The organism is Curvibacter sp. EU05-FHT14A10 (assembly GCF_058791075.1).
Genome location: NZ_JBYTDE010000006.1, coordinates 128685 through 148493 on the forward strand (window position 1 = coordinate 128685; position 19809 = coordinate 148493).

General features: G+C 64.5%; 19 protein-coding genes. 10 read left to right on the forward strand and 9 right to left on the reverse strand.

Annotation, left to right across the window (positions count from 1 at the left end):
• Nucleotides 1–44: 44 nt before the first annotated feature.
• Nucleotides 45–704, forward strand: coding sequence for a hypothetical protein (locus AC3WUT_RS13320; RefSeq protein ID WP_492347548.1), 660 nt, complete (start codon nt 45–47; stop codon nt 702–704).
• A 68-nt stretch (nt 705–772) separates the two neighbouring features.
• On the opposite strand, the gene AC3WUT_RS13325 is transcribed toward AC3WUT_RS13320, so the two are convergent.
• The 5 genes from AC3WUT_RS13325 to AC3WUT_RS13345 all read right to left on the reverse strand — a co-directional run bounded on the left by AC3WUT_RS13325 (nt 773) and on the right by AC3WUT_RS13345 (nt 7068).
• Complete coding sequence (locus AC3WUT_RS13325) at nt 773–1714, reverse strand: NAD(P)H-dependent flavin oxidoreductase (protein ID WP_492347549.1); 942 nt, start codon at nt 1712–1714, stop codon at nt 773–775.
• Between the two features lie 83 nt (nt 1715–1797).
• Entirely contained in the window at nt 1798–2904 is a 1107-nt protein-coding gene (locus AC3WUT_RS13330) for a CaiB/BaiF CoA transferase family protein (protein ID WP_492347550.1), read from the reverse strand.
• On the reverse strand, nt 2901–5015 hold the full coding sequence (locus AC3WUT_RS13335; protein ID WP_492347551.1) for an acetate--CoA ligase family protein: 2115 nt from the start codon (nt 5013–5015) through the stop codon (nt 2901–2903). Before AC3WUT_RS13335 ends, AC3WUT_RS13330 begins: the two co-directional genes overlap by 4 nt.
• Before the next feature lie 54 nt (nt 5016–5069).
• Nucleotides 5070–6218, reverse strand: coding sequence for an acyl-CoA dehydrogenase family protein (locus AC3WUT_RS13340; protein WP_492347552.1), 1149 nt, complete (start codon nt 6216–6218; stop codon nt 5070–5072).
• 40 nt (nt 6219–6258) lie between these two features.
• A complete protein-coding gene (locus AC3WUT_RS13345) occupies nt 6259–7068 on the reverse strand; it encodes an IclR family transcriptional regulator (protein ID WP_492347553.1) in 810 nt (269 codons plus the stop codon).
• Nucleotides 7069–7256: 188 nt separating this feature from the next.
• Between AC3WUT_RS13345 and AC3WUT_RS13350 the strand changes: the two genes are divergently transcribed.
• From AC3WUT_RS13350 to AC3WUT_RS13390, 9 genes are all read left to right on the forward strand, one after another.
• A complete protein-coding gene (locus AC3WUT_RS13350; protein WP_492347554.1) occupies nt 7257–8237 on the forward strand; it encodes a Bug family tripartite tricarboxylate transporter substrate binding protein in 981 nt (326 codons plus the stop codon).
• A 41-nt stretch (nt 8238–8278) separates the two neighbouring features.
• Nucleotides 8279–8710, forward strand: a complete 432-nt coding sequence (locus AC3WUT_RS13355) for a Zn-ribbon domain-containing OB-fold protein (protein ID WP_492347555.1) — start codon at nt 8279–8281, stop codon at nt 8708–8710.
• On the forward strand, nt 8707–9876 hold the full coding sequence (locus AC3WUT_RS13360; RefSeq protein WP_492347556.1) for a thiolase family protein: 1170 nt from the start codon (nt 8707–8709) through the stop codon (nt 9874–9876). The genes AC3WUT_RS13355 and AC3WUT_RS13360 overlap by 4 nt, the downstream gene beginning before the upstream one ends.
• Nucleotides 9877–9908: 32 nt before the next feature.
• A complete protein-coding gene (locus AC3WUT_RS13365; protein WP_492347557.1) occupies nt 9909–10718 on the forward strand; it encodes an enoyl-CoA hydratase/isomerase family protein in 810 nt (269 codons plus the stop codon).
• A gap of 34 nt (nt 10719–10752) precedes the next feature.
• Entirely contained in the window at nt 10753–11568 is an 816-nt protein-coding gene (locus tag AC3WUT_RS13370; RefSeq protein WP_492347558.1) for an SDR family NAD(P)-dependent oxidoreductase, read from the forward strand.
• 84 nt (nt 11569–11652) lie between these two features.
• Nucleotides 11653–12624, forward strand: a complete 972-nt coding sequence (locus tag AC3WUT_RS13375) for a Bug family tripartite tricarboxylate transporter substrate binding protein (protein WP_492347559.1) — start codon at nt 11653–11655, stop codon at nt 12622–12624.
• Nucleotides 12621–13454, forward strand: coding sequence for an SDR family NAD(P)-dependent oxidoreductase (locus AC3WUT_RS13380; RefSeq protein WP_492347560.1), 834 nt, complete (start codon nt 12621–12623; stop codon nt 13452–13454). The genes AC3WUT_RS13375 and AC3WUT_RS13380 overlap by 4 nt, the downstream gene beginning before the upstream one ends.
• Entirely contained in the window at nt 13451–13948 is a 498-nt protein-coding gene (locus AC3WUT_RS13385) for a nuclear transport factor 2 family protein (protein ID WP_492347561.1), read from the forward strand. Before AC3WUT_RS13380 ends, AC3WUT_RS13385 begins: the two co-directional genes overlap by 4 nt.
• A gap of 16 nt (nt 13949–13964) precedes the next feature.
• Nucleotides 13965–14753, forward strand: coding sequence for an SDR family NAD(P)-dependent oxidoreductase (locus tag AC3WUT_RS13390; protein WP_492347562.1), 789 nt, complete (start codon nt 13965–13967; stop codon nt 14751–14753).
• 214 nt (nt 14754–14967) lie between these two features.
• On the opposite strand, the gene AC3WUT_RS13395 is transcribed toward AC3WUT_RS13390, so the two are convergent.
• The 4 genes from AC3WUT_RS13395 to AC3WUT_RS13410 form a co-directional block, all read right to left on the reverse strand.
• On the reverse strand, nt 14968–16044 hold the full coding sequence (locus tag AC3WUT_RS13395; RefSeq protein WP_492347563.1) for a porin: 1077 nt from the start codon (nt 16042–16044) through the stop codon (nt 14968–14970).
• 274 nt (nt 16045–16318) lie between these two features.
• On the reverse strand, nt 16319–17332 hold the full coding sequence (locus tag AC3WUT_RS13400) for a tripartite tricarboxylate transporter substrate binding protein (RefSeq protein WP_492347564.1): 1014 nt from the start codon (nt 17330–17332) through the stop codon (nt 16319–16321).
• Nucleotides 17333–17539: 207 nt separating this feature from the next.
• Entirely contained in the window at nt 17540–18868 is a 1329-nt protein-coding gene (locus AC3WUT_RS13405; RefSeq protein WP_492347565.1) for an MmgE/PrpD family protein, read from the reverse strand.
• Nucleotide 18869: 1 nt separating this feature from the next.
• Nucleotides 18870–19784, reverse strand: a complete 915-nt coding sequence (locus tag AC3WUT_RS13410) for an alpha/beta fold hydrolase (protein WP_492347566.1) — start codon at nt 19782–19784, stop codon at nt 18870–18872.
• Nucleotides 19785–19809 lie beyond the last annotated feature (25 nt).

The following is a 19809-nucleotide window of genomic DNA, read 5'->3' on the forward strand; positions in this document are numbered from 1 at the left end:
AGGGGCCCTCATCGGTGTGCGGGCCCGCCCTTCCTTCTGCTGCCATGAGCCTGTCTTCTGCTTTCTCAACAGCCGCCTCGTCAACGGCCACCAGCCAGTTGCCCTACCTGCAGTCCTTGTACCAGTCAGGGCTGCTGACGCTGGGGGCGGCCGGCAAAGGCAATTCGGCGGCCTCCGGCACCTCGTCCGGCACCTTGTCCAGCACGGTGGTGCAGATTTCCGATCAGGCCCTGGCCTTGCAGAACAACGCCACCCTGCTGGGCAGCGCCACCGGTACAGGGGCAGATCTGCAGCAGTCTCTGCAACAGCTTGATGCGCTGGCTCTGCAGGCCTCAGGCCAGGGCAGCAACAGCGGCAGCCAGGCGCTGGCGGATGCGGCCAGTGCCGCACTGGGCCTGTCCAGCAGCAGCAACCTTGCCTTGCAAAACACCGATCTGGCCGGCACCTCCACCCTGCTTGGCTCGCTGGGGGGCGACCCCGTCAGCCTGCTGAGCAGCCTGGCCGATCTCTCCACCCAGTACCAGAACCAGCTGTCGCTGAGTGATCTGGGCCTGGCCGGAGGCACCGCATCATCGGGTGACACCGCCACGTCTGCGGCGTCCTCATCCACGTCTACATCGACCCCCAGCGCCACCCAGCAGGCGCTCTCGCTCTATCAGACCCTGCAGCAACAGGGTTTGGGCCAGCTGTTGGCCAGTGCGTGAGGTCGGGGGCGGAGGGCGCAGTGTCTGAGCGTGGGTGACGGTCGGTGATGGCGGGCGACCCGTGCGCTTCAGAAGACGTGTTCGAATTCCGCCTGCAGTGTCCGGATCAGCTCGGCGACCGGGGGCAACGATTCCACGCCAGACACGGTGTGCCCGGCGCTCCAGAGATCTGCCCATCGTTGAATCACGGCACCGTCGGCGCCACTGCCAAATTGGCGCCGGGCTTCCTGGACCGAAATGCCTTCATCCAGCTGCTCGGGGTCCAGGCCGACGCCCGTGATCGACGGCCGGAGAAAATTGGCAGGCAGGCCTGTGAACGCCCGCGTGGTCATGATGTCGTCGATCGAGCTTTGCAGCAGCATCTGCTTGTAGGCTGGCGAAGCCAGGCTTTCCTGGGTGGCCATGAAGCGGGTTCCGATGCAGCCCAGATCGCAGCCCAGCACGGTGGCGGCCCGCAGCGCGACCCCGTCTGACAGACCGCCCGAGAGGACGATGGGCCCGTCAAACAGCTTGCGAACGGCCCTCACAAAAGCGAAGGGATTGGCCCATCCGGTATGGCCACCTGCCCCCGCAGACAGCAAGACCAGCCCATCGACGCCAGCCTCGATGGCCCGTTGCGCGTGGTGCAGCGAGGCGACATCTGCGAACACCAGGCAGCCGCCCTCATGCAGCATCGGGATGACGGCTTCGGGCGAGCCGACACTGGTGATCACCAGCTCGGTCCGGTGCTTCACGATCAGCTCGACCTCTGCCTTCAGTTTGGAGGGGTCGCGTCGCATGATCAGGTTGGGGCAGTGGGGCGCGCGTTGGGGCGATGCCCTGGTTTCGGCGCTGAGGCGCTGCAGCCAGCTTTCGAGTTCGTCCAGCGACCGGCAGTTGGCGGTCGGAAATGCACCGATCACGCCTGATTCGCATGCAGCCGACACCAGTTCGATGCCCGAGACGCGCAGCATGGGCGCAGCGATGGCGGGCACGGTCAGGCGATCCATGAAGGGCAGTTTCTTTGTCATAGGGGTTCCATGGCGCAAAGCCGTTGAATTGATTCTCTGGCCGCCTGGCGATCCATTGAATCGCCGGGAGGCCGCGGCATAGCTCACCGGGTCAGACTGCCCAGCTTGGGCGCCCCGTCCATCTCGACGGAACTCAAGCCGGCCATGGGAACAGGAAATTTCACGAGAGGCATCACGTCTCCCGCCGCGAACTTCTCCCGCAAGGTGAAATGCGGCAGCGATGAGAGTTGTGACGGTGCGACGACCGGGGCGACTGGGATGTCATGTTGTTGCAACAAGCCGAACAGCGCCTGGGCGTCCCAGCGCTCGACCGCTTGCGCGATTCTGAGGTTGATGGCATCAGCCTGTGCTTTTCTGGCCTCGTGATGGCGATGCGCCTCCCCGTCGAAGGGGGCCAGGTCGAGCACCGTGCAAAGGCGCTTCCAGAAATGGTCCTCCAGTGCCGCGATGGACAGGTAGTGGCCATCCTGGCAGCGGAACGCGCCGTAGGCCGCCTTCACCAGGGTTGAATGCCGTTGTTCCGCCACCGTGTGGATTGAACCGGCCCGGTAAGCACCCAGGCGCGGGTTCATCCAGTGCATCACGCAGTCGGCCAGCGCCACGTCCAGGTGCTGCCCTTGGCCCGTGGTGGCGCGTTGCAGCAGGGCCGCGAGCGTGGCACTCAGGGCGTACATGGCACCACACAGGTCGGCCACCGGCAGGCCAAAGCTCTGCGCCGGCGAGCCGTCTGACGGGCCCGACACCGCCAGAACCCCGGCTGCCGCCAGGTAGTTGATGTCATGTCCCGGCAAATCGGCCCAGGGCCCTGACTGGCCGTAGCCGCTGATGGACACGTAGATCAGTCGAGGGTGGGCCTGGCGCAGCGACTCGGCGTCCAGCCCCAGGCGGGCCATGACCCCGGGCCGGTACGACTCGACCACCACGTCGGCATCCGCGATCAGGGCCCGGACCTGCTCCCTCTGGGCCTCGTCCTTGAGGTCTGCCAGCAGGCTCTGCTTGCCCCGATTGACGGCCTCAAAGCCCCCTTTGCCCAGCAGGCGCGCGTTGTCGCCGTGTGGTGGGCGCTCGATCTTGATCACGCGCGCGCCGAGTTCGGCCAGGTTCTGGGTCAGGAAGGGGCCCGGCAGCAATTCGCTGAAGTCGATCACGGTGATGCCGTTCAGCGGCGAGGCCTCGGCCTGCGTCGTCATGCCGAGGCTCCCGGCTCTGCGCGTTCGATGATCACGGCGTCCAGCGGCAGCACACCCTCGCCGGCAGCGCCGATCCACACCGGGTTGAGATCCATCTCTTCGATCCGGCTTGCGTTCTGGACAACAAAGTCCGACATGCGTTCGAGCAAGTCTTCCAAGGCGGCCAGGTCGGCCCTGGGCCGGCCCCGGGCACCGTCGAGCAGGGCAAAGCAGCGCATCTCGCGGATCATGGCCTTGGCCGCACCGGTGGGGAGGGGCAGGGTGCGCCGCGTCACGTCGCGCAGAATCTCCACGTAGATGCCCCCCATGCCAAAAGTCAGGACATGGCCGAACACCGGGTCGCGCGTGACCCCGATCATCAGTTCCAGCCCGCCCTGCGGTGCCATCTTCTCGATCAGAAGACCGTCCACGCGGGCGTCGGGGCGATGCTGGCGGACCGATTCCATGATGTCCTGCCAGGCCTGTTTCAGTTGTTCCTCGTTTTGCAGGCCTACTTTCACGCCACCGATGTCGGATTTGTGGACGATGTCCTCGCTGGCAATCTTGGCCACCACGGGGTAGCCCATGGCGGCTGCCATCGAGAGCGCCTTGTCCGCCGTGCCCGCCACGCCACGGGGCAACATGCGGATGCCTGCTGCTTCCAGCTGTTGCTTGGCCTCGGCTTCAGACAAGGAGCGCGTGGATGCCGCCGGGGACAGTCCGGGCGTGATGCTCATCGGTGCGTCGGCCCCGTGTTCACGCCGCCAGCGGCCATATTCCACCCAACGCTGAATGGCCTTGATGCCCTTGCCCACCGAGCGCGGTGGCGCAAAGCCCGCTTCGACCAGCATGCGATAGCCTTCGCCGAGGCGATCACTCATCCAGATGGGGACAATCGGGGTTGGACACCCCTTTTGTGCCGCGATGATGGTTTGAGCCAGTTGGATCGTGGTGTTGCCGTAGTCCAGTGCGATGGGCACGATGACGCAACCCAGATTGGGATCGATCGCCACGGCACTCAAGGTTTTTTCAATCAGCGCCGCGTCACTCAACACCGCCGCGGTCGTGTCCACCGGGTTGTCGATGGCCGCGTAGTCCGGGAGTTCGGTGCCCAGCACTTCAAGTGTCGAAGGGCTGAACTGGGCCAGCGTCAAACCTGAAGTCCCCACGGCGTCCGCCGTCAGTGCGGCCGTGCCACCCGAGGAGGTGTAAATGGCCACCCCTTCACTGGGGCCAGGCGTGGCGCGGGCAAACAGCCAGGCGGTATCGACCAGTTCGTCGATGTCGTCGACCTCGATCACCCCGCATTGCCGGAACACCGCGCTGTTCACTTCGGCCGAGCCGGTCAGTGAGGCTGTGTGAGATTGGGCCGCTTTCTGGCCGTAGGCTGATTTGCCCACCTTCAGGGCGATGACGGGTTTGCCGTTGGCGGCGGCCCTTTGCACGGCCGCGACAAACTTGGCGCCGTCCTTGATGCCTTCGAGCAGCGTGACAATCACCTTGATGTCGGGCGCATCGGCCATGTAGTGGATGAAGTCGGCCACCTGCAGATCGACCTCATTGCCGGTCGACGCCCACAGCCCGATGCCGATGCCCCGGTCCATGGCCTGCATCACGTTGCGGCCCAGGCCGCCGCCCTGGGTGGCCAGCCCGATGGGCCCCTTGACCAGGTCGTGCGGGAACGAGGGCGAGAAGGTCAACCCCAGCCGGTGGTTGACGTTGGTGAGGCCAGGGCAGTTGGGGCCATAGAGCCGCATCCCACCCGCGTCTGCGATTTCCTTGAGACGAATCTGGGCTCGCTCACCGTCCTCTCCAGCCTCTCCGAACCCCGACGTCAGCACGATGGCAAATGCAACGCCACGGGCAGCACACTCCTCGGCGACTGTCAGCACCCCCGAGGCGGGTACGACGATCACCGCCAGATCGGGGGTGGCGGGAAGGGCTGCGACGCTGGGCCAGCAACGGTGGCCTCGAATCTCCGCCTTGCCTGGATTGACCAGGTAGATCGGGCCGTCGAACTCGGAATGGTCGAGCAGGTTGCTCAAGGTGCGTTCGCCGATGCTGTGCTCGCGGTCAGAGGCGCCGATCAGGGCGATCGAACGGGGGCGGATGAGTCTTGAAAGATCAGTCAATGGTGTCTCCGGGTCTTGTGTTTCGATGCGGCTGCTGCCAGGTGTGCCCGTGCTTCAAGCGATGGCGGAGATGCCGAGGATCTCGCGGCCTGCAATCAAGGTCTGGACCTCGGTCGTGCCCTCTGGAATGGTGCCGCCCCGGGTATCGCGGAAGATGCGTTCGATCGGGTAGTCGGTGGCATACCCCAAGCCTCCGTGCACTTGCATGGCCATGCTGGCCACCTCGTGGGCGGCTTCGGTGGCGTACAGCTTGGCGATCGAGCAGGCCATGCGGGCGTCGGCATTGGCATCCAGGGCCGCCGCGGCGCGCAAGCTCAATGCACGTGCTGCTTCGACGCGGATGGTCATGTCAACGATGAGCTTCTGCACCAGTTGGAAGCTGCCGATGGGCTTGCCGAACTGGGTGCGTGTGCGGGCATAGTCGATCGACAGGTCCAGGGCAGCCTGGGCCGCCCCGACCGCCCCCATGGCGATGTTGACGCGGGCACCGTCCAAGCCCATCAGCATCTTCTTCAGTGCGTTGCCTTCTTCTCCCAACAGGTTCTCGCGCGGGACCTTGACGTTGTCGAAACCCAGTTCTGCCGTGCCGGTGCTGCGCAGGACCATGGTGTCGACCTGACGCACCTCATAGGGGGACACATCACGCTCCACCAGAAAGGTGGACAGCTGCCCCTGGCAGTTGGGGCTGAAGGTGCGGGCCACCACGATCCCGAAATCGGCACTGACCCCATTGGTGATCCACAGTTTGCGGCCGTTGAGCACATAGTGGTCGCCCACCAGATCCGCGCGGGTCTGCACTTGGGCGATGTTGGACCCCGTGCCCGGCTCGCTGATGGCATTGAAGACGCGGCGTTGCGAGCTCAGCAGCGGATGCAAGAAGCGCTGCTTTTGTTCTTCATTGGCCTCCGCTGCCAGCTTGTTGATCGCCGCGTTGGTGATGTTCACCATGGTGCGCAGCGACAGCCAGGTGTAGCCGGCCTCTTCCATGAGCATGGCCCAGGTCATCTGATCCAGGCCCATGCCGCCTTCTTCTTCGGGCAAACGACCCCCGATGTATCCGAATTGGGAGAGCTGTTCGAGCAATTCAAACGGGAACGACTTGTCCCTGTCGTGCTGCGCGACATAAGGTGCGACCTCGGATTTCATGAAGCGGCGCACGCTGTCGCGCAACATTTCCTGCTCGGATGTCAGAACTGAATACATGGGATGTGTCTCCTGTAGGTGAAATGAAAATGACTGGGTTCTAGGTTGGACTTGTGTCCTTGGTGCCTGCGCCTCGGCGCCCTGGGGCCGATCGCAGTGCCGGTGCTGGACTCACAGGGTGCAAGACAAGGGCTTGCACCTCTTTCAATGCCTGCAGGCAGGCCTCCTGGTTTTGACGCAGTCGCTCCGTGGGCCCGGCAATGGACAAGGCCAGTGGCTCATCCCCGACGTAGCCCGCCACAGCCAAGGCGGCAAGACCGTCAAAGCCCTCGTTCTCGACCCAGCTCCAACCGAGGGTCCGCGCCTGTGCCACTTGGTCTTCGAGCGTTTTCAGGTCGGTGATCGTGCCTTTGGCGATCTGCTTGAGCGGCTTCAGTCGAAGCTGGCGTGCCGCTTCTTCAGGCGTTCCCAGGGCCAGCTCGGCCTTGCCGAGTGCCGAGACATGAAGGGCGATCTTGTTGCCGACGTTGTCCACGTAGCGCAGTGGATGGGTGCCTTCGGCAAAGGCCAGCACTTTCACGACACCGCCTTCGATCCGACCACACAGGCCCGTCTCGCCGGTCTTGTCGCGCAGCAGCTCGCAGGCTTCGGTGGCGACCGCAAACAGTGAATCCCCGGCGGCGATGCCTTTGGCCACGGTGAGCAGGCGAGCGGTCGGATAGAAGCGCCGGGTTCGGGCGGTGCGCATCAGGTAGCCCAGCTCATGCAGGGTGTGAAGCAGGTCTGAGCAACTGCTTTCGGGCAGGTCCATCAAGCGCGCGAGGTCCGAGTTGGACAGCTCCCGACGCTCACGGGCAAAGACTTCTAGCAAGGACATGGTTCTGGCTGCGGCTGGAACGATCGTAGGCATGAATTTCTCCGAAATTTCGTAGTAACCAACGAATGATATCTGCGGGTATGGCGCTCAGATTCCCGTTGTTAAGTCATTTGTTGTGATTTGTGCCTGCTGATTTCTGTAAATTTGCTGTTGATGTTCTACGATATGTCGGTGTATTCTACGATCCATCGAATAAATTTAGCAAGAAACAGGAGACATCGATGGCCCTTTCAAAACGAAATCTGTTTGCCATGGCGCTCGCTGCGCTGGCCAGTGGAGGCCTGCACGCAGCCAGTGATGCCTGGCCCAGCCGGCCCATCACCTTGGTGGTGCCCTTTCCCGCGGGGGGCATCACGGACAGCACCTCGCGGCTGATCGCCAAGCTGCTGTCGGCCCAGTTGGGGCAGGCGGTTGTCGTGGACAACCGACCCGGTGCGGGGGGATCCATCGGGGTGGAGTCGGCGGTGCGGCAGCCAGCGGACGGCTATACCTTGATCTACGGAACCCAAGGCACCCACGCGGCCAACCTGGCGCTGTACAAGAACGTGCGCTATGACCCGCTGAACGACTTCGTGCCGGTGCACGCCTTGTCGGAGGCGCCGCTGATGCTGGTGATCAACCCGGCGCGCCCGTTCAAAACGGTGCCCGAGCTGATCGCCTACGCCAAGGCCAATCCGGGCAAGCTCAATTTCGGCTCTGCCGGGCCGGGGACCGGGACGCACCTGACCGCCGAGCTCTTTCAATCCGCGGCGGGGATCAAGATGACCCACGTGCCCTACAAAGGGAGTGCGCCGGCCTTGAGCGACCTGATGGCCGGCAATCTCGACCTGATGTTTGACTACCCGGCGGTGGTGCTGCCCTTTGTGCAGGCGCAGAAGTTGAAGCCGCTGGCCGTGACCTCAAAGGCCCGGTTGTCGGGTTCGCCTGACATCCCCACCGTGGCCGAACTGGGCCTGGCCGATGCGGAGGCCAGTGTCTGGTCTGCTGTGTTTGTGGCGGCCAAGACGCCCCCCGCCATCGTCAAAAGACTGGCCGATGAAATTGCCAAGGTCATCGTCCACCCCGAGATGCTGCAGAGCGGCGAGAAGTTCGGCACCGTTCCGCTCTCCGGCCTGCGAGAGGCCAAGTTGGCCGCCTTTGTGAAGTCAGAACTGACGCGCTGGCGGGCCGTCGTTCAGCAATCCGGCGCCAAGCTCGATTGACAGGTCCGACCTCTCATCCATTCCCCAAGCAACCTGAACCCATGACAGAACCCCAAATCCTCTACAAGTCATTGCATCCGTCGCTGTACACCCTGGCCGACGATGGAAGTTCGTTGAACTTCTATTTCGCGCGTTGCAGCCATTGCGGCGGCTTCAGCTTTCCGGCCAATGCGCCGGGCTGCATGCACTGCGGTGCCGTGATCGACGAAGCAGACAAGCTGCTGCTGCCCGGGCAGGGCACCTTGCTTGAATGCGTCACCCTGCATGTCCCCCTGGTGCCAGGCATGCCGACCCCCAGCATTGCTGGCGACATCCTGCTTGCCGAAGGGGTGGTCGAAGAGGGCGTCATCGCAGTCTCGGATGAGCGCGTCCTGAAGCCCGGCATGCGCTTGAAGGCCGTGGCCGAAATGGAGCCTGGCGAGGGCGTCTATGCCTGCCGCTTCGTGCCCATGCAAGAGGAGGTGTCGCAATGAGCACGACTTCGAACCAGGCGGGCAATTGGCTTGATGCCAACGGTGGCGTCTTCATCGCCGGCATCGGGCTGCATCCCTATCAGTTTCCTTCAGAGACACCCTATACCGCGCTGGGTCTCACGGCGGTCAGGGCGGCCCTGGCAGATGCAGGTCTGAGCTGGCCTGCCGTGCAGAGTGCTTATGTGGGAACCACCTCCATCGGCATGGCTGCAGGCCGGGTGATGTTGCGGCACCTCGGCTCCACGGGGCTCAGTGTGACCCAGGTCGAGAACGCGTCGGCATCCGGTTCATTCGCGTTTCGTCAGGCCTGCATGGAAATCGCCACGGGTGTCAGCGATGTGGTGTTGGCGGTCGGGGTCGACAAGCATGGTGACGGCCGCCGCGCCGCCAACAAGGACGGCCTGGAACGGTTGAGCGAAACCGCCACGATCCCGGCGGTCAAGTTCGGCATGATGGCTCGCCAATACCTGCGCGAACGGGGGGCCAGCGTGGCCGAGATGGCGAACGTCGCAGTCAAGAACCACGCCAATGCCGCGCGCAATCCATTTGCTCAATTTCGCAAGCCCCGCACGCTGGAGCAGGTCCTGGCCTCACCCCGGGTGGTGGGCGACCTCACCGTGCAGCAGTGCTGCCCTCGTGGCGAGGGCGGGGCGGCGCTGATCTTGGTGTCCGGGCAGGCCATCCGCCGACTGGGGCTGGATGCGCGTCGCTGCATCCGGGTGCGGGCTTCGACCGCGGCCAGCGAGCGACCGGAGACCCGCTATGGCGAGTCGGCCGTCGATCTGGTGCAACTGTCGGCCCGTGCAGCCTGCGAGCAGGCCGGTATCTCGGCCAAGGAGCTGGACCTGCTGGAACTGCACGACGCCTTCTCGGTCGAGGAGCTGCTCTACAGCGAAGCCATCGGTGTCTGCGATCCCGGCGAAGGGGCCCGCTTCCTGGCCCAGGGGCATTCACAGATCGGTGGCCGATGCGCCATCAATGCCTCAGGGGGGCTGATCGGCATGGGCCACCCCCTGGGGCCGACCGGCATTGGCCAACTGGCGGAAATCACCCGGCAGTTGCGGGGCGAGGCCGAAGGCCGACAGCAACCCCAGGCCCGCTGGGGCATGGCCCACATGATCGGGCTGGGCTCGGTGTCGATTGCCCACGTGTTGTCTGCAGGTTGAAGTGTTCCCACCCCCTTTTTCGAGAACTCAGCATGAAAAACGACGACATTCAAGATCTGGGCACCCTGCTGTACGAGGTGCGCGAGCGGGTCGCCATCATCACGCTCAATCGGCCCGAGCGCATGAACACGCTGGGCGGCACCATGAAGCAGGATCTCGCCCACGCGTTCTTCGGGCTGGCCCGCAACGATGAGCAGGTCCGCGCCGTGCTCATCACCGGCCAGGGCGACAAGGCCTTCTGCGCCGGGGCCGACATCAAGGAGCGTGCCAACGAGGTGGTGAGCGGGCCGGAGCACTTCGTGCAACAAAAGGCCACGCACGATCTGTTGCGCAACATCGAGGAGTTCGAGAAGCCCGTCATCGCGGCCATCAACGGTGTGGCCCTGGGCGGCGGGCTTGAGATCGCCATGTGCTGCGACCTCCGGATCGCGGCGTCCCATGCCCGCTTCGCACTCCCTGAGATCAAATTGGGCGTCATCCCGGCCGCCGGTGGGACCCAGCGTCTGCCCCGCCTGATCGGCGAGGCCCGTGCCAAAGAGATGATGTTCATGGCCGATCTGATCGATGCCGCCACCGCCGAACGCTATGGGTTGGTCAGCCGTGTGGTCGAGCCCGCCGATCTGATGCCGACCGCCCTGGCCTGGGCGCAGCGCATCGCCCGCCATCCGCCGCTGGCGGTCCTGTTTGCCAAGCGAGCCATCAATCGAGGCATGCAGACCGATCTCGACTCGGGCCTGGAGTACGAGCGCTATGCCTCCGCCATGGTCGTCGACAGCGAGGACCGCATCGAAGGCATGCGTGCCTTTGTTGAAAAGCGCGAGCCTCAATTCAAAGGGCGTTGAGCCTACCCACCAACCTCATGACAGGAAATCAAAAATGAAACTCGGACTGAATGGACAAATCGCGCTGGTCACTGGAGGCGGCCAGGGGGTCGGACGACAGATCTGCCTGGAACTGGCCTCGGAGGGCGCGCGGGTCGTCGTGAATGATCTGTTTGCTGAGCGAGCCAACGCCGTGGTTGCAGAGATCCACGCTGCTGGTGGTCAAGCCTTGGCTGCCCCGGCTGACATCACCCAGCAGGAAGAGGTCGCGGCCATGGTGGCCCAGGCTGCCCAGCATTTCGGGGGGGCGGTCACCGTGCTGGTGAACAACGCCGGCATCATTCCCGAGCGACGCGAGAAGGGCGGACGCACCCCCGCATTTGTCGACATGCCCGTGGCCGACTGGGCCAAGATCGTCAATCTCAACGTCTACGGCACCCTGCATTGCTGCCATGCCGTGTTGCCAGGCATGGTCCAGTCCAGGCACGGCCGCATCGTCAACATCATCTCTGAGGCCGGCCGCATCGGTGAGGCCAACATGGCGGTCTACTCCGGGGCCAAGGCGGCCATTGCAGGATTTGCCAAAGCCCTGGCGCGTGAGCACGGTCGCCACGCCATCACGGTCAATTCGGTGGCTTTGGGCGCGGTCTCGCACGAGGGCATCAAGGACGGTCCGCTGAGCATCCACGCCACCGTCGAGAACAACGAACTGCTTGGCAAGATGCTCAACGCCTACCCCATCTCCAAGGGCGTGGGCCGGCTCTCGCGACCCGACGATGTGTCGGGTGTGGTCGCCTTCCTGGCCTCGGAGCGGGCGCTTTTCATCACCGGTCAGACCCTGGGCGCCTCTGGCGGCTTCGCGATGGTCTGAGCCCCCACTGTGGGGCTCGGTGGCGAGCCCTTGTGTCAGGCGCACGCCCCGCAGAGGGCGTGCTCGAAAAAAGGAGACAAACCCATGATCAATCGCCGTGCCACGCTGCTTTCGTTGAGCGCGATGGCCCTCTCGCCCAGGTCGCAGGCTCAGGCCGACTACCCCCAGCGGCCCATCACCCTGGTCGTGCCGTTTTCGGCCGGCAGCGTGGTCGATGTGCAATCACGCCTGGTCGCGCGTGAGCTGAGCGCCCGATTGGGTCAGCCCATCATCGTCGACAACCGCGTGGGTGTCAGCGGCTCGATCGGTGCCGAGTATGTGGCCCGGGCGGCGCCTGATGGCTACACCCTGCTGATCGGTACCCAGGGCACCCAGGGAACCAACAGTGCCCTTTACAAGACCATCCGCTACGACCCGGTCAAAGACTTTGTTGCCGTCCATGGCCTGGCCGGCAATCCCAATGTGCTGGTGGTCAACCCGGCGCGCAAGTTACGCAGCGTGTCCGACCTGATCGAGTACGGCAAAAGGAACCCGGGCAAACTGAATTTCGGCTCAGGGGGCAACGGGACCTCGGGCCATCTGTGTCTGGAGCTGCTCCAGACCATGACCGGCGCACGTTTCACGCACGTGCCCTACAAGTCCACCTCGGCGGCCATCATCGACCTCATCGCGGGCAACGTCGATGCCATGTTCGACTTTGTCCAGACCTCGCGTGCCCACATCCGTGATCAGAAGATCAATGCGATCGCCGTGACCAGCCCCAGCCGGGTGCGGGCGCTGCCGGAGGTTCCCACCATGATCGAATCGGGTTATGCGGCGGTGGAGGCCCTCAGTTGGGGGGGCGTGTTTGCCCCGGCCAACACGCCAGCCGCTGTCGTCCGGCGCCTCTCCGACGAGGTTGGCAAGGTCATGGCCATGCCCGAGGTCCAGGCCGCCTTTGACGCCGTCTCCAGCGTGCGCCTTGGCATGCCCCACGAGGCGTTTCAGGCCTTTGTGATCAGTGAAGCCAGCAAATGGACCGAGATCATCCGCCGGTCCGGGGCGAGCCTCGAATGAGCCACTTATCCGTCGCCGTGGTCACTGGCGCAGGAAGTGGCATCGGGCGCGAGTTGGCGTTGGCCTGCGCGCGCGAGGGCATGGCCGTCGTCATCGCCGATGTCGAGCCCGCCCCGCTGGCCCAGACCCAGGCCCTGCTGGACGCGCTGGGCACGCCTTGCCTGGCCCGCCTTTGCGATGTGGCTCAGGCCCACGAGGTTGAAGCCCTGGCCAACGCCACCTGGGATCGGTGGGGTGGTGTGGACTGGCTCTTCAACAATGCCGGGGTGGCCGTGCTGGGACGTGCGTGGGAGGCCACTGAGGCTGACTGGCATTGGCTCTTGAGCGTCAACCTGCTGGGTGTGGTCCATGGCGTGCGCAGCTTCGTTCCACGCATGCTGAGCGCTGGTCGGGCTGCCCATGTGGTCAACACCGCCTCGGCCGCAGGCCTCGCGTCGGTGGCGGGCTCGGCCGTGTATGCCGCCAGCAAGCATGCGGTGGTCGGCTTTTCGGAATGCCTGGCCAAGGATCTCGAATTGGTCGACGCGGCCATCGGGGTCTCGGTGCTGTGCCCTTCGCTGCTGCCGACCGGCATCCATGCGTCGGGCCGCAATCGACCGACTGACCTGGGGCCGGCCGGCCCCACCCGTGCCCTGCACGAGGAGCGTGTGCGAGCCGGCATGGCGGCCTCGCCCATCGGCGCGGCCGATGTGGCCCGCCTCACGCTCGAAGCCATTCGGAGCCGGCGCTTTTATGTGCTGCCCCATGCACACACCGCCGCGTCTGTGGCGCAGCGTGCCGAAAAAATTCTTGCCGACCATCGACACATCCACCAGGAGAACCTGCCTTGACCCACCCGACCAACGCCGTCCCGTCTGAACCTGCCGATCGCTATGCCATGCTGCTGGCCCGACTGGAGCGCCTTGAAAGCATCCAGGCCATCCAGGCCCTGCGCGCCCGCTACCACGAACTGGTCAACGAAGACCAGGGACCCAGGCTCCATGAGCTGTTCGCCCCCGACGCCACCGTCGCCTATGGCGGTCGGCCTGCCGTCCAGGGACGGGACAACATCCAGGCCTTTTTTGCATCCTTTCCAGTTCAGACCGCCCGCCAGTTCATTCACAACCACATGGTCGAGGTCGATGGCGACCGCGGAACCGGCTACAGCTACCTCGATGGTCGCCCCGTGCGCGATGGCAAGAGCTTTTATGTCGTGGGTCGTTTCGACGACGAATACGTGCGCTTGCAGGGCCAGTGGTTCTTCCAGAGCGTCACCTTGCACGTGCACTACATGATCGAGGCCGCCGAGCACTGGGAAAGCCTCATTCCTCTCAAGAAAAACTGAACCGGAGCCTGCCATCATGCGTTTCCCTTCTCTTTTTGATCTCAGCGGCAAGCGTGTCCTGGTCACCGGCGCCGCCAGTGGCCTTGGCCTGGCCATTTCGGAGGCGATGCTCGAAGCCGGGGCCCAGGTGCTCATGTCGGACCTGAACCTGGATTTGCTGCAGGCCCAGGCGCAGCGTTTGAAGACCCGTCATCCAGACCTGAGCTGTGTCGGCCTGGATGTCGGCGATGCTGCCGCTGTGGATCGGGTCGTCGACAACATGGCGGCCGAGGGGCCCATCGACTGCGTCTTTGCCAATGCCGGCATCAGTGCGGGCCGGGGTTTCATCGTGAGCGCCGGCCAGTTGGAGAACATCGATCTGGCCGCGTGGGACCGTGTGCTTCAAGTCAATCTGCAAGGCGTCATGAGCACCCTGCGCGCCGCCGTCCGGCACATGAAGCCTCGCAAAAGCGGGCGCATCATCGTCACCTCGTCGATCGCAGGCCTGCGTTCGGAGTCGCTCTCGGGTTACGCGTACATCGCGTCCAAGGCCGCCGTCAACAACCTGGTGCGCCAGGCCGCGGTCGAGCTGGCACCGCACAACGTGCTGGTCAACGCGATTGCCCCGGGCCCGTTTGCCACCGAGCTCAATGGTGGCCGCCTGCGGCTGCCGGAAAGCGTCGAGCGCATGCGCACGCACATTCCCATGGGCCGGATGGCCGACCCGCAGGAGATCAAAGGGCTGGCCCTGCTGCTGGCGTCGCCAGCGTCGAGCTACATGACCGGTGCGGTCATCCCGATTGATGGGGGTGCCAGCGCGCGTTGAGGGCGTTCGCCATGTGATTGGCTCGGTCGACGAAGCGACCGATGTTGACATCAGCCGCTGGGCCGGGGGACTGGGTGAGGCTCGTGGAGGTCATGAACCCCGCCATGCCCTGATGGCTGGGCAGCCCTTGGCCAGCGCCGAGCAACTGGCGTTGGCGGTCCTAACGCCGTTTCCTCATAAGCGGTCGTTGTCCGTTTGAGGCTGCGTGGGTGTCTCAGAATGTGTGTTTGATACCCGCGGACAAGCCGGTGCTGCTGCTCTTGAGGCCAGCGCCCTGATAGGCATTCTTCCACTGCGTGCTGTCGGCTTCAAGGTAGACCAGGGACCGATTCGACAACTTGTATTCGAGGAACGCGATGGTGCGGTTGTAGCCGTCGTCGGCATTCGCTGTACGCGAGCGGTTCACCCGGTAATGGCTGACCAGCAGGTCCAACTGCGGCGTGAGTGGCCAGGAGCCGCCCAGGCCCAGAATCTTGTTGGTCGTCTTCGCGGTGGTCGATGTGTCAGCTGTGTGGCCGCTGTAGGTGATGTTCAGCTTGCCGGCTGCCACAGGCACGGCAATCCCGCTGACAAAGCCATTGAGCGTCAGGTTGGTGGCTGTCTTGAACTGGTGGTAAGCCACGGTGGCCTGAAGCACGTTGCTCCTGTAGTCCAGGCTGGCCCCATTGGAAGACAGCTTGCTGTTGCTGTCGGCCTGGTTGCCGAACGCGTGCATCACGCGGGCCGTGGTATTGCCAAAGCTGTAGGCGTATTTCGCCGAGTTGTCGAGGCGATAAGTGCCCGTGCTGGAACCCGAGGCGCCGTACTCGGCACCCAGTTGGTGGGCGCTCAAGGCCGACAGCGCCACGTTGGGGTTCAAGCCTGCAAAGCGGGTGGCCAATGGGTCGACCGGGAAGATGGCATCGGACAGCAAGGTATTTTGTCGACCGACAGTCAGTGTTCCCAGGTCACCCTTCAGGCCCGCAAACGAGCCTCGGTCAAAGAACTTGCTGGTGTTGGAGGTGGTGCCGTTGTTGATGTTCAGGCCCGACTCCAGAAAGAACAGGGCGGAAAGCCCGCCGCCCAGATCTTCGGTGCCGCGAAAGCCCAGACGGCTGGTGGTGTTGATACCGCTGTTCACCATGTTGGCGTTGCCGGCGGAGCGAACGTTGGATGGATCCAGGCCGGAAGCCGTCCGAACACCTGCATCCATGATCCCGTAAAGGGTCACCGAGCTCTGTGCATGACTATGCGGGGCGGCCAACAGGCATGCCAGCAGCGAAGCTGTTTTGAGGCTGTTTGGGCTTTTCATCTGTTTATCTCCTTGGATCCATCGATCTCGGTTTTGGGTTGGTTCGGTCACGGCGGGTTGGTGCTGTGCACTGCACTGAACCCGGCACAGGCACAGGGTGCAGAGCCGGGGGCGCAAGCCCTTTGCAGTGGCTGCTCAGGGCTTGAGTAGCTTAGGTGCTGGTCTGTTTCTGCACCATGCCGTATTTCCATTTGATGGAAATTGTGGGGGTGAATGAAAAACGGATTCTGGGCCTCCGCTGCCAGGGGCTGAGCGGCCTTTGCATGGGCGCAATTCAATCCAATGTGACCTTGCCTTCGACAACCACTTTCCGCCATCGGGCGATGTTCGCTTCCAGAAAGCGCTGGGTTTGCGCCGGTGGGGCCATCGCAAGCCGAAGCCCTTCCTTGGCCAGTTTGGCCACGTAGGCTGGAGTTTGAGCGGCCTTCTGCAATGCTTCGTACACGCGGTTGAGGGTGGCCTCCGGGGTGGCGGCCGGCGCCAGCAGGGCGTACCACACCTCGGCTTCGAAACCTGGCAGGGTCTCCGCGACCGTGGGGACTGATTGGTAGAGGGGTGTGGTGCTGCGTTGCACCGAGGTCACCGCCAAGGCCCGCATCTTGCCCGCCTCGACAAACTTGGCGACCCCTCCGGCAGTGCCGAACAACAGGTCGACCTGGCCGCCCATGAGATCGGTGTACGCCGGGCCTGCGCCTCGGTAGGGCACGTGGGTGATGTCCACGCCTGCCATGCTCTTGAACAACTCTGCAGCCAGGTGGACGGCCGAGCCGTTGCCGGAAGACGCGTAGCTCAACTTTCCAGGGGAAGATCGAGCGGCCGATATGACATCAGTCAAGGTCTTGAAGGAGCTCTTTGCGTGTGTGACCACGACATTGGGGCCGCGGCAGATAAGGCTGATGCCTTTCAAATCGTGCTCGGTGCTGTACGGCAACCTGGGCACCAGGGAGGCATTGATCGCCACGGCCGAGGTGGTCATCAACAAGGTGTGGCCATCCGCGGCCGCCTTGGCGACCAGGTCTGAGCCAATGACCGTGCCGCCGCCCGGCTTGTTCTCCATGAAGACGGGCTGTCCCAAGGCTTGCTGCATGCCCTCCAGCAAGGCACGCCCAATGACGTCGGTGCCACCGCCCGGCGCAAACGGCACCACGATGCGCACAGCCCTTGTCGGATAGGGCTCTACGGCCCGGGCGGGTGGGCTGTGCAACGCAGCCCAAGCCAGGGTGCTTGCGCCGCTCAGGCCCGAGCCCAGGCGGATCAGCACTCGGCGACGGGCATTGTCGGCCGACATTCTCTGCGCAGGCCGCGATGCATCGGTTGCCGCCATCTCTGGATTTGAAGCTATGTTCATGAGGTGCTTTGAGGGGGCTGCAAGCAAGCGATCCGGCGTGGCTAGGCAGATCGCGTCGCGGGCTGTTGCAAGGCGATGGGGAGGCGGCCGCTCAGATCGCCTGAAAGCCAGGCTTCGGGCGCATGAGCTGGCCCGGTGGCATGGGGTTCAGCGTGGCAGCACGGCCAACTCGTCCAGGCGCCAAAGTTGCGTCAGCAGGGCCTGTGCGCTGGCCTGCCCGATGACGGGGCTGGCCAACTCCAGGTACTTGTCGTTGAGTTCCTGGTCGCTCAAAGGCAGCTCAGGGTCGCCCTTGCGGTTGGCTTGCAGGTGTTCAAGGCGTGTGCCGTCCCGCATGACCAGCGTGACACGGGCTGCGCGCTGGGCCGGAAAAGCTGCGTCCAGGGCCGGGTCCACGTTGACCGTGGTGCGTTGCATCAGCGCCCGGGTCTCGGGGTGGTCGACCCGATCGGCCTCGTAGGCCGCCAGACGCACACTGCCATGGGTGAAGGCCGTGGCGACGACATAGCTCAGGCTGAACCGGGCCTCGTTGAGCGTGGTGGGCTGCAGGTAGCACGCAATGTCCAAGGCCGGCTTGTAGGTGGCCACATGAACCTCGGCGATCTCGTCGGGCCGGCAGGCGTGCTGTTGCCTGAGTTCCAGCGCCGCATCAATGGCCGCGAAGGTGTGCCCACAGCCGATGTGGTTCTTGAAGGTCAGCCGGGTGATGTGGAAGTCCTGGCCCAGCGTGCTGGCCACCAGCGACCAATCCACCCCTTCGCTCATGGCGGCCCCCAGGCCTGCCTCGCCATCGAGCACGTCCAGCGATCCGGTGACGCCCCGGGCCGCCAGCTGTGCTGCCAGCAAGCCGGCCTCGGCGGCGCGTCCGGCGTGCAGGGGTTTGGACATCGAGTCCATCCTGAACGCCTGCTGCAGCCCGGCTGCAAAGGTGGCCGCGGTCGCCAGCGCATGGGCCATGCCGGCTTCGTCGAGTTGCAGCAGGGTTCCCACTGAAGCAGCGGCACCGAAGGTGCCGATGGTCCCGGTGTTGTGCCAGTGGGTGTAGTGGGGACGGCCCATGGCAACGCCGATCCGTGTCGAGACCTCGTAGCCCGTGACCACCGCGCGCAGAAACTGCAGGCCCGTGGCATGGCGCTCATGCGCTGCCGCCAAAGCGCCTGCAATGGTGGCCGCGCCGGGGTGGTACATCGCTTCGCGGAAGCTGTCGTCGACCTCGGCGGCATGGGCGGCTGTGCCATTCAAAAGGCTTGCCGCTTTGGCGGTGGCGCTGCGGCCGACCCCCACCCAGGATGAGCCTCGGTCCAGGTCTTCGCTGAGCACATCGACCAACTGGGGAACAGGCGCCACGCTCAGGCCTGGGTACAGGGAGGCATACCAGTCAATCACAGCCCGCTTGGCGTGGTGCAGCACGTGGGCGGGTAGTGGGTGCAGGTGCAGCGACACGGCTGCTTGTGCAAGCCGTTGGGTTGCGTACATCTTATTTCTCCTGAAGGGTGGGGGCCTGCAGCCAGTCGTTGAGCAAGCCGTTGCATCGTTCTGCAGCCTCGAACTGAACCCAGTGGCCCACCCCTTCCAGGGTGTGTGCAGTGCAGGCTGAGCGGCGGGTGTTGAGCCGTTCCATGACGGTCAGTGGATCGGCGGTCACATCGTGTTCGCCCCAGACCAGCAGCAACCTGCCGCTGTAGCTGGCGAGCAGATCCGACAAGCCAGCGGCTCGGGACAAGGGCTTGCTGCGCAAGCGTGTGTGGGTACAGGCGTTGGTGTGAATCGTCAATGCCAGATCGTCGACCTGCGAGGCTTGATGAACCATGTGCATCAGCAGGTTGTGGCGCATCACGGCGCTAAGGGCCTCGTGGTCCTGGGTCTTGAGCGCTGGCCGCCAGGGCAACAGGTCGCCCTTGGGGCGCCTGGGGCCGCCGTGGCCGGCAGGGCCCAGCAGGGCCAGCCGAGGGACGGCAGGCCTCAGGGCCGCCACCTGGGCCGCGACCAGGCCACCGAACGAGAACCCGACCAAGGTGATCGGCGTGGACTCGGGGAGCAGAGCGCCCAAAGTCTGCCGGGTCATCTGTGCTACCGCCTCCAGCGAGGGTTGCGCGGGCAGATCGGATTCCCCAAAGCCCGGCAGGTCGGGAACCCACACCGTGTGCCGGGTGCCCAGCGCGATCACATTGCGTGCCCAATGCATCCAGCATCCGTGGCCACCGTGCAGCAACACCGCAGGGGGGCCGCTGCCCCAGCGGCGCCAGATCATGGCGCGGCCATCCAGCTCGACGCGATGGCGTTGCCCGATGGCGGCCAGAGCATCAAGCCATGCCCGGCTGGTGAGTGCGTCGCCTGTCATGGCTTGAAGGGCACGACAGGCGCCAGGTTGCTGGCGCAACACAGGCTCCATGGGCTCCAGAGAGGCCAGAGTGGCC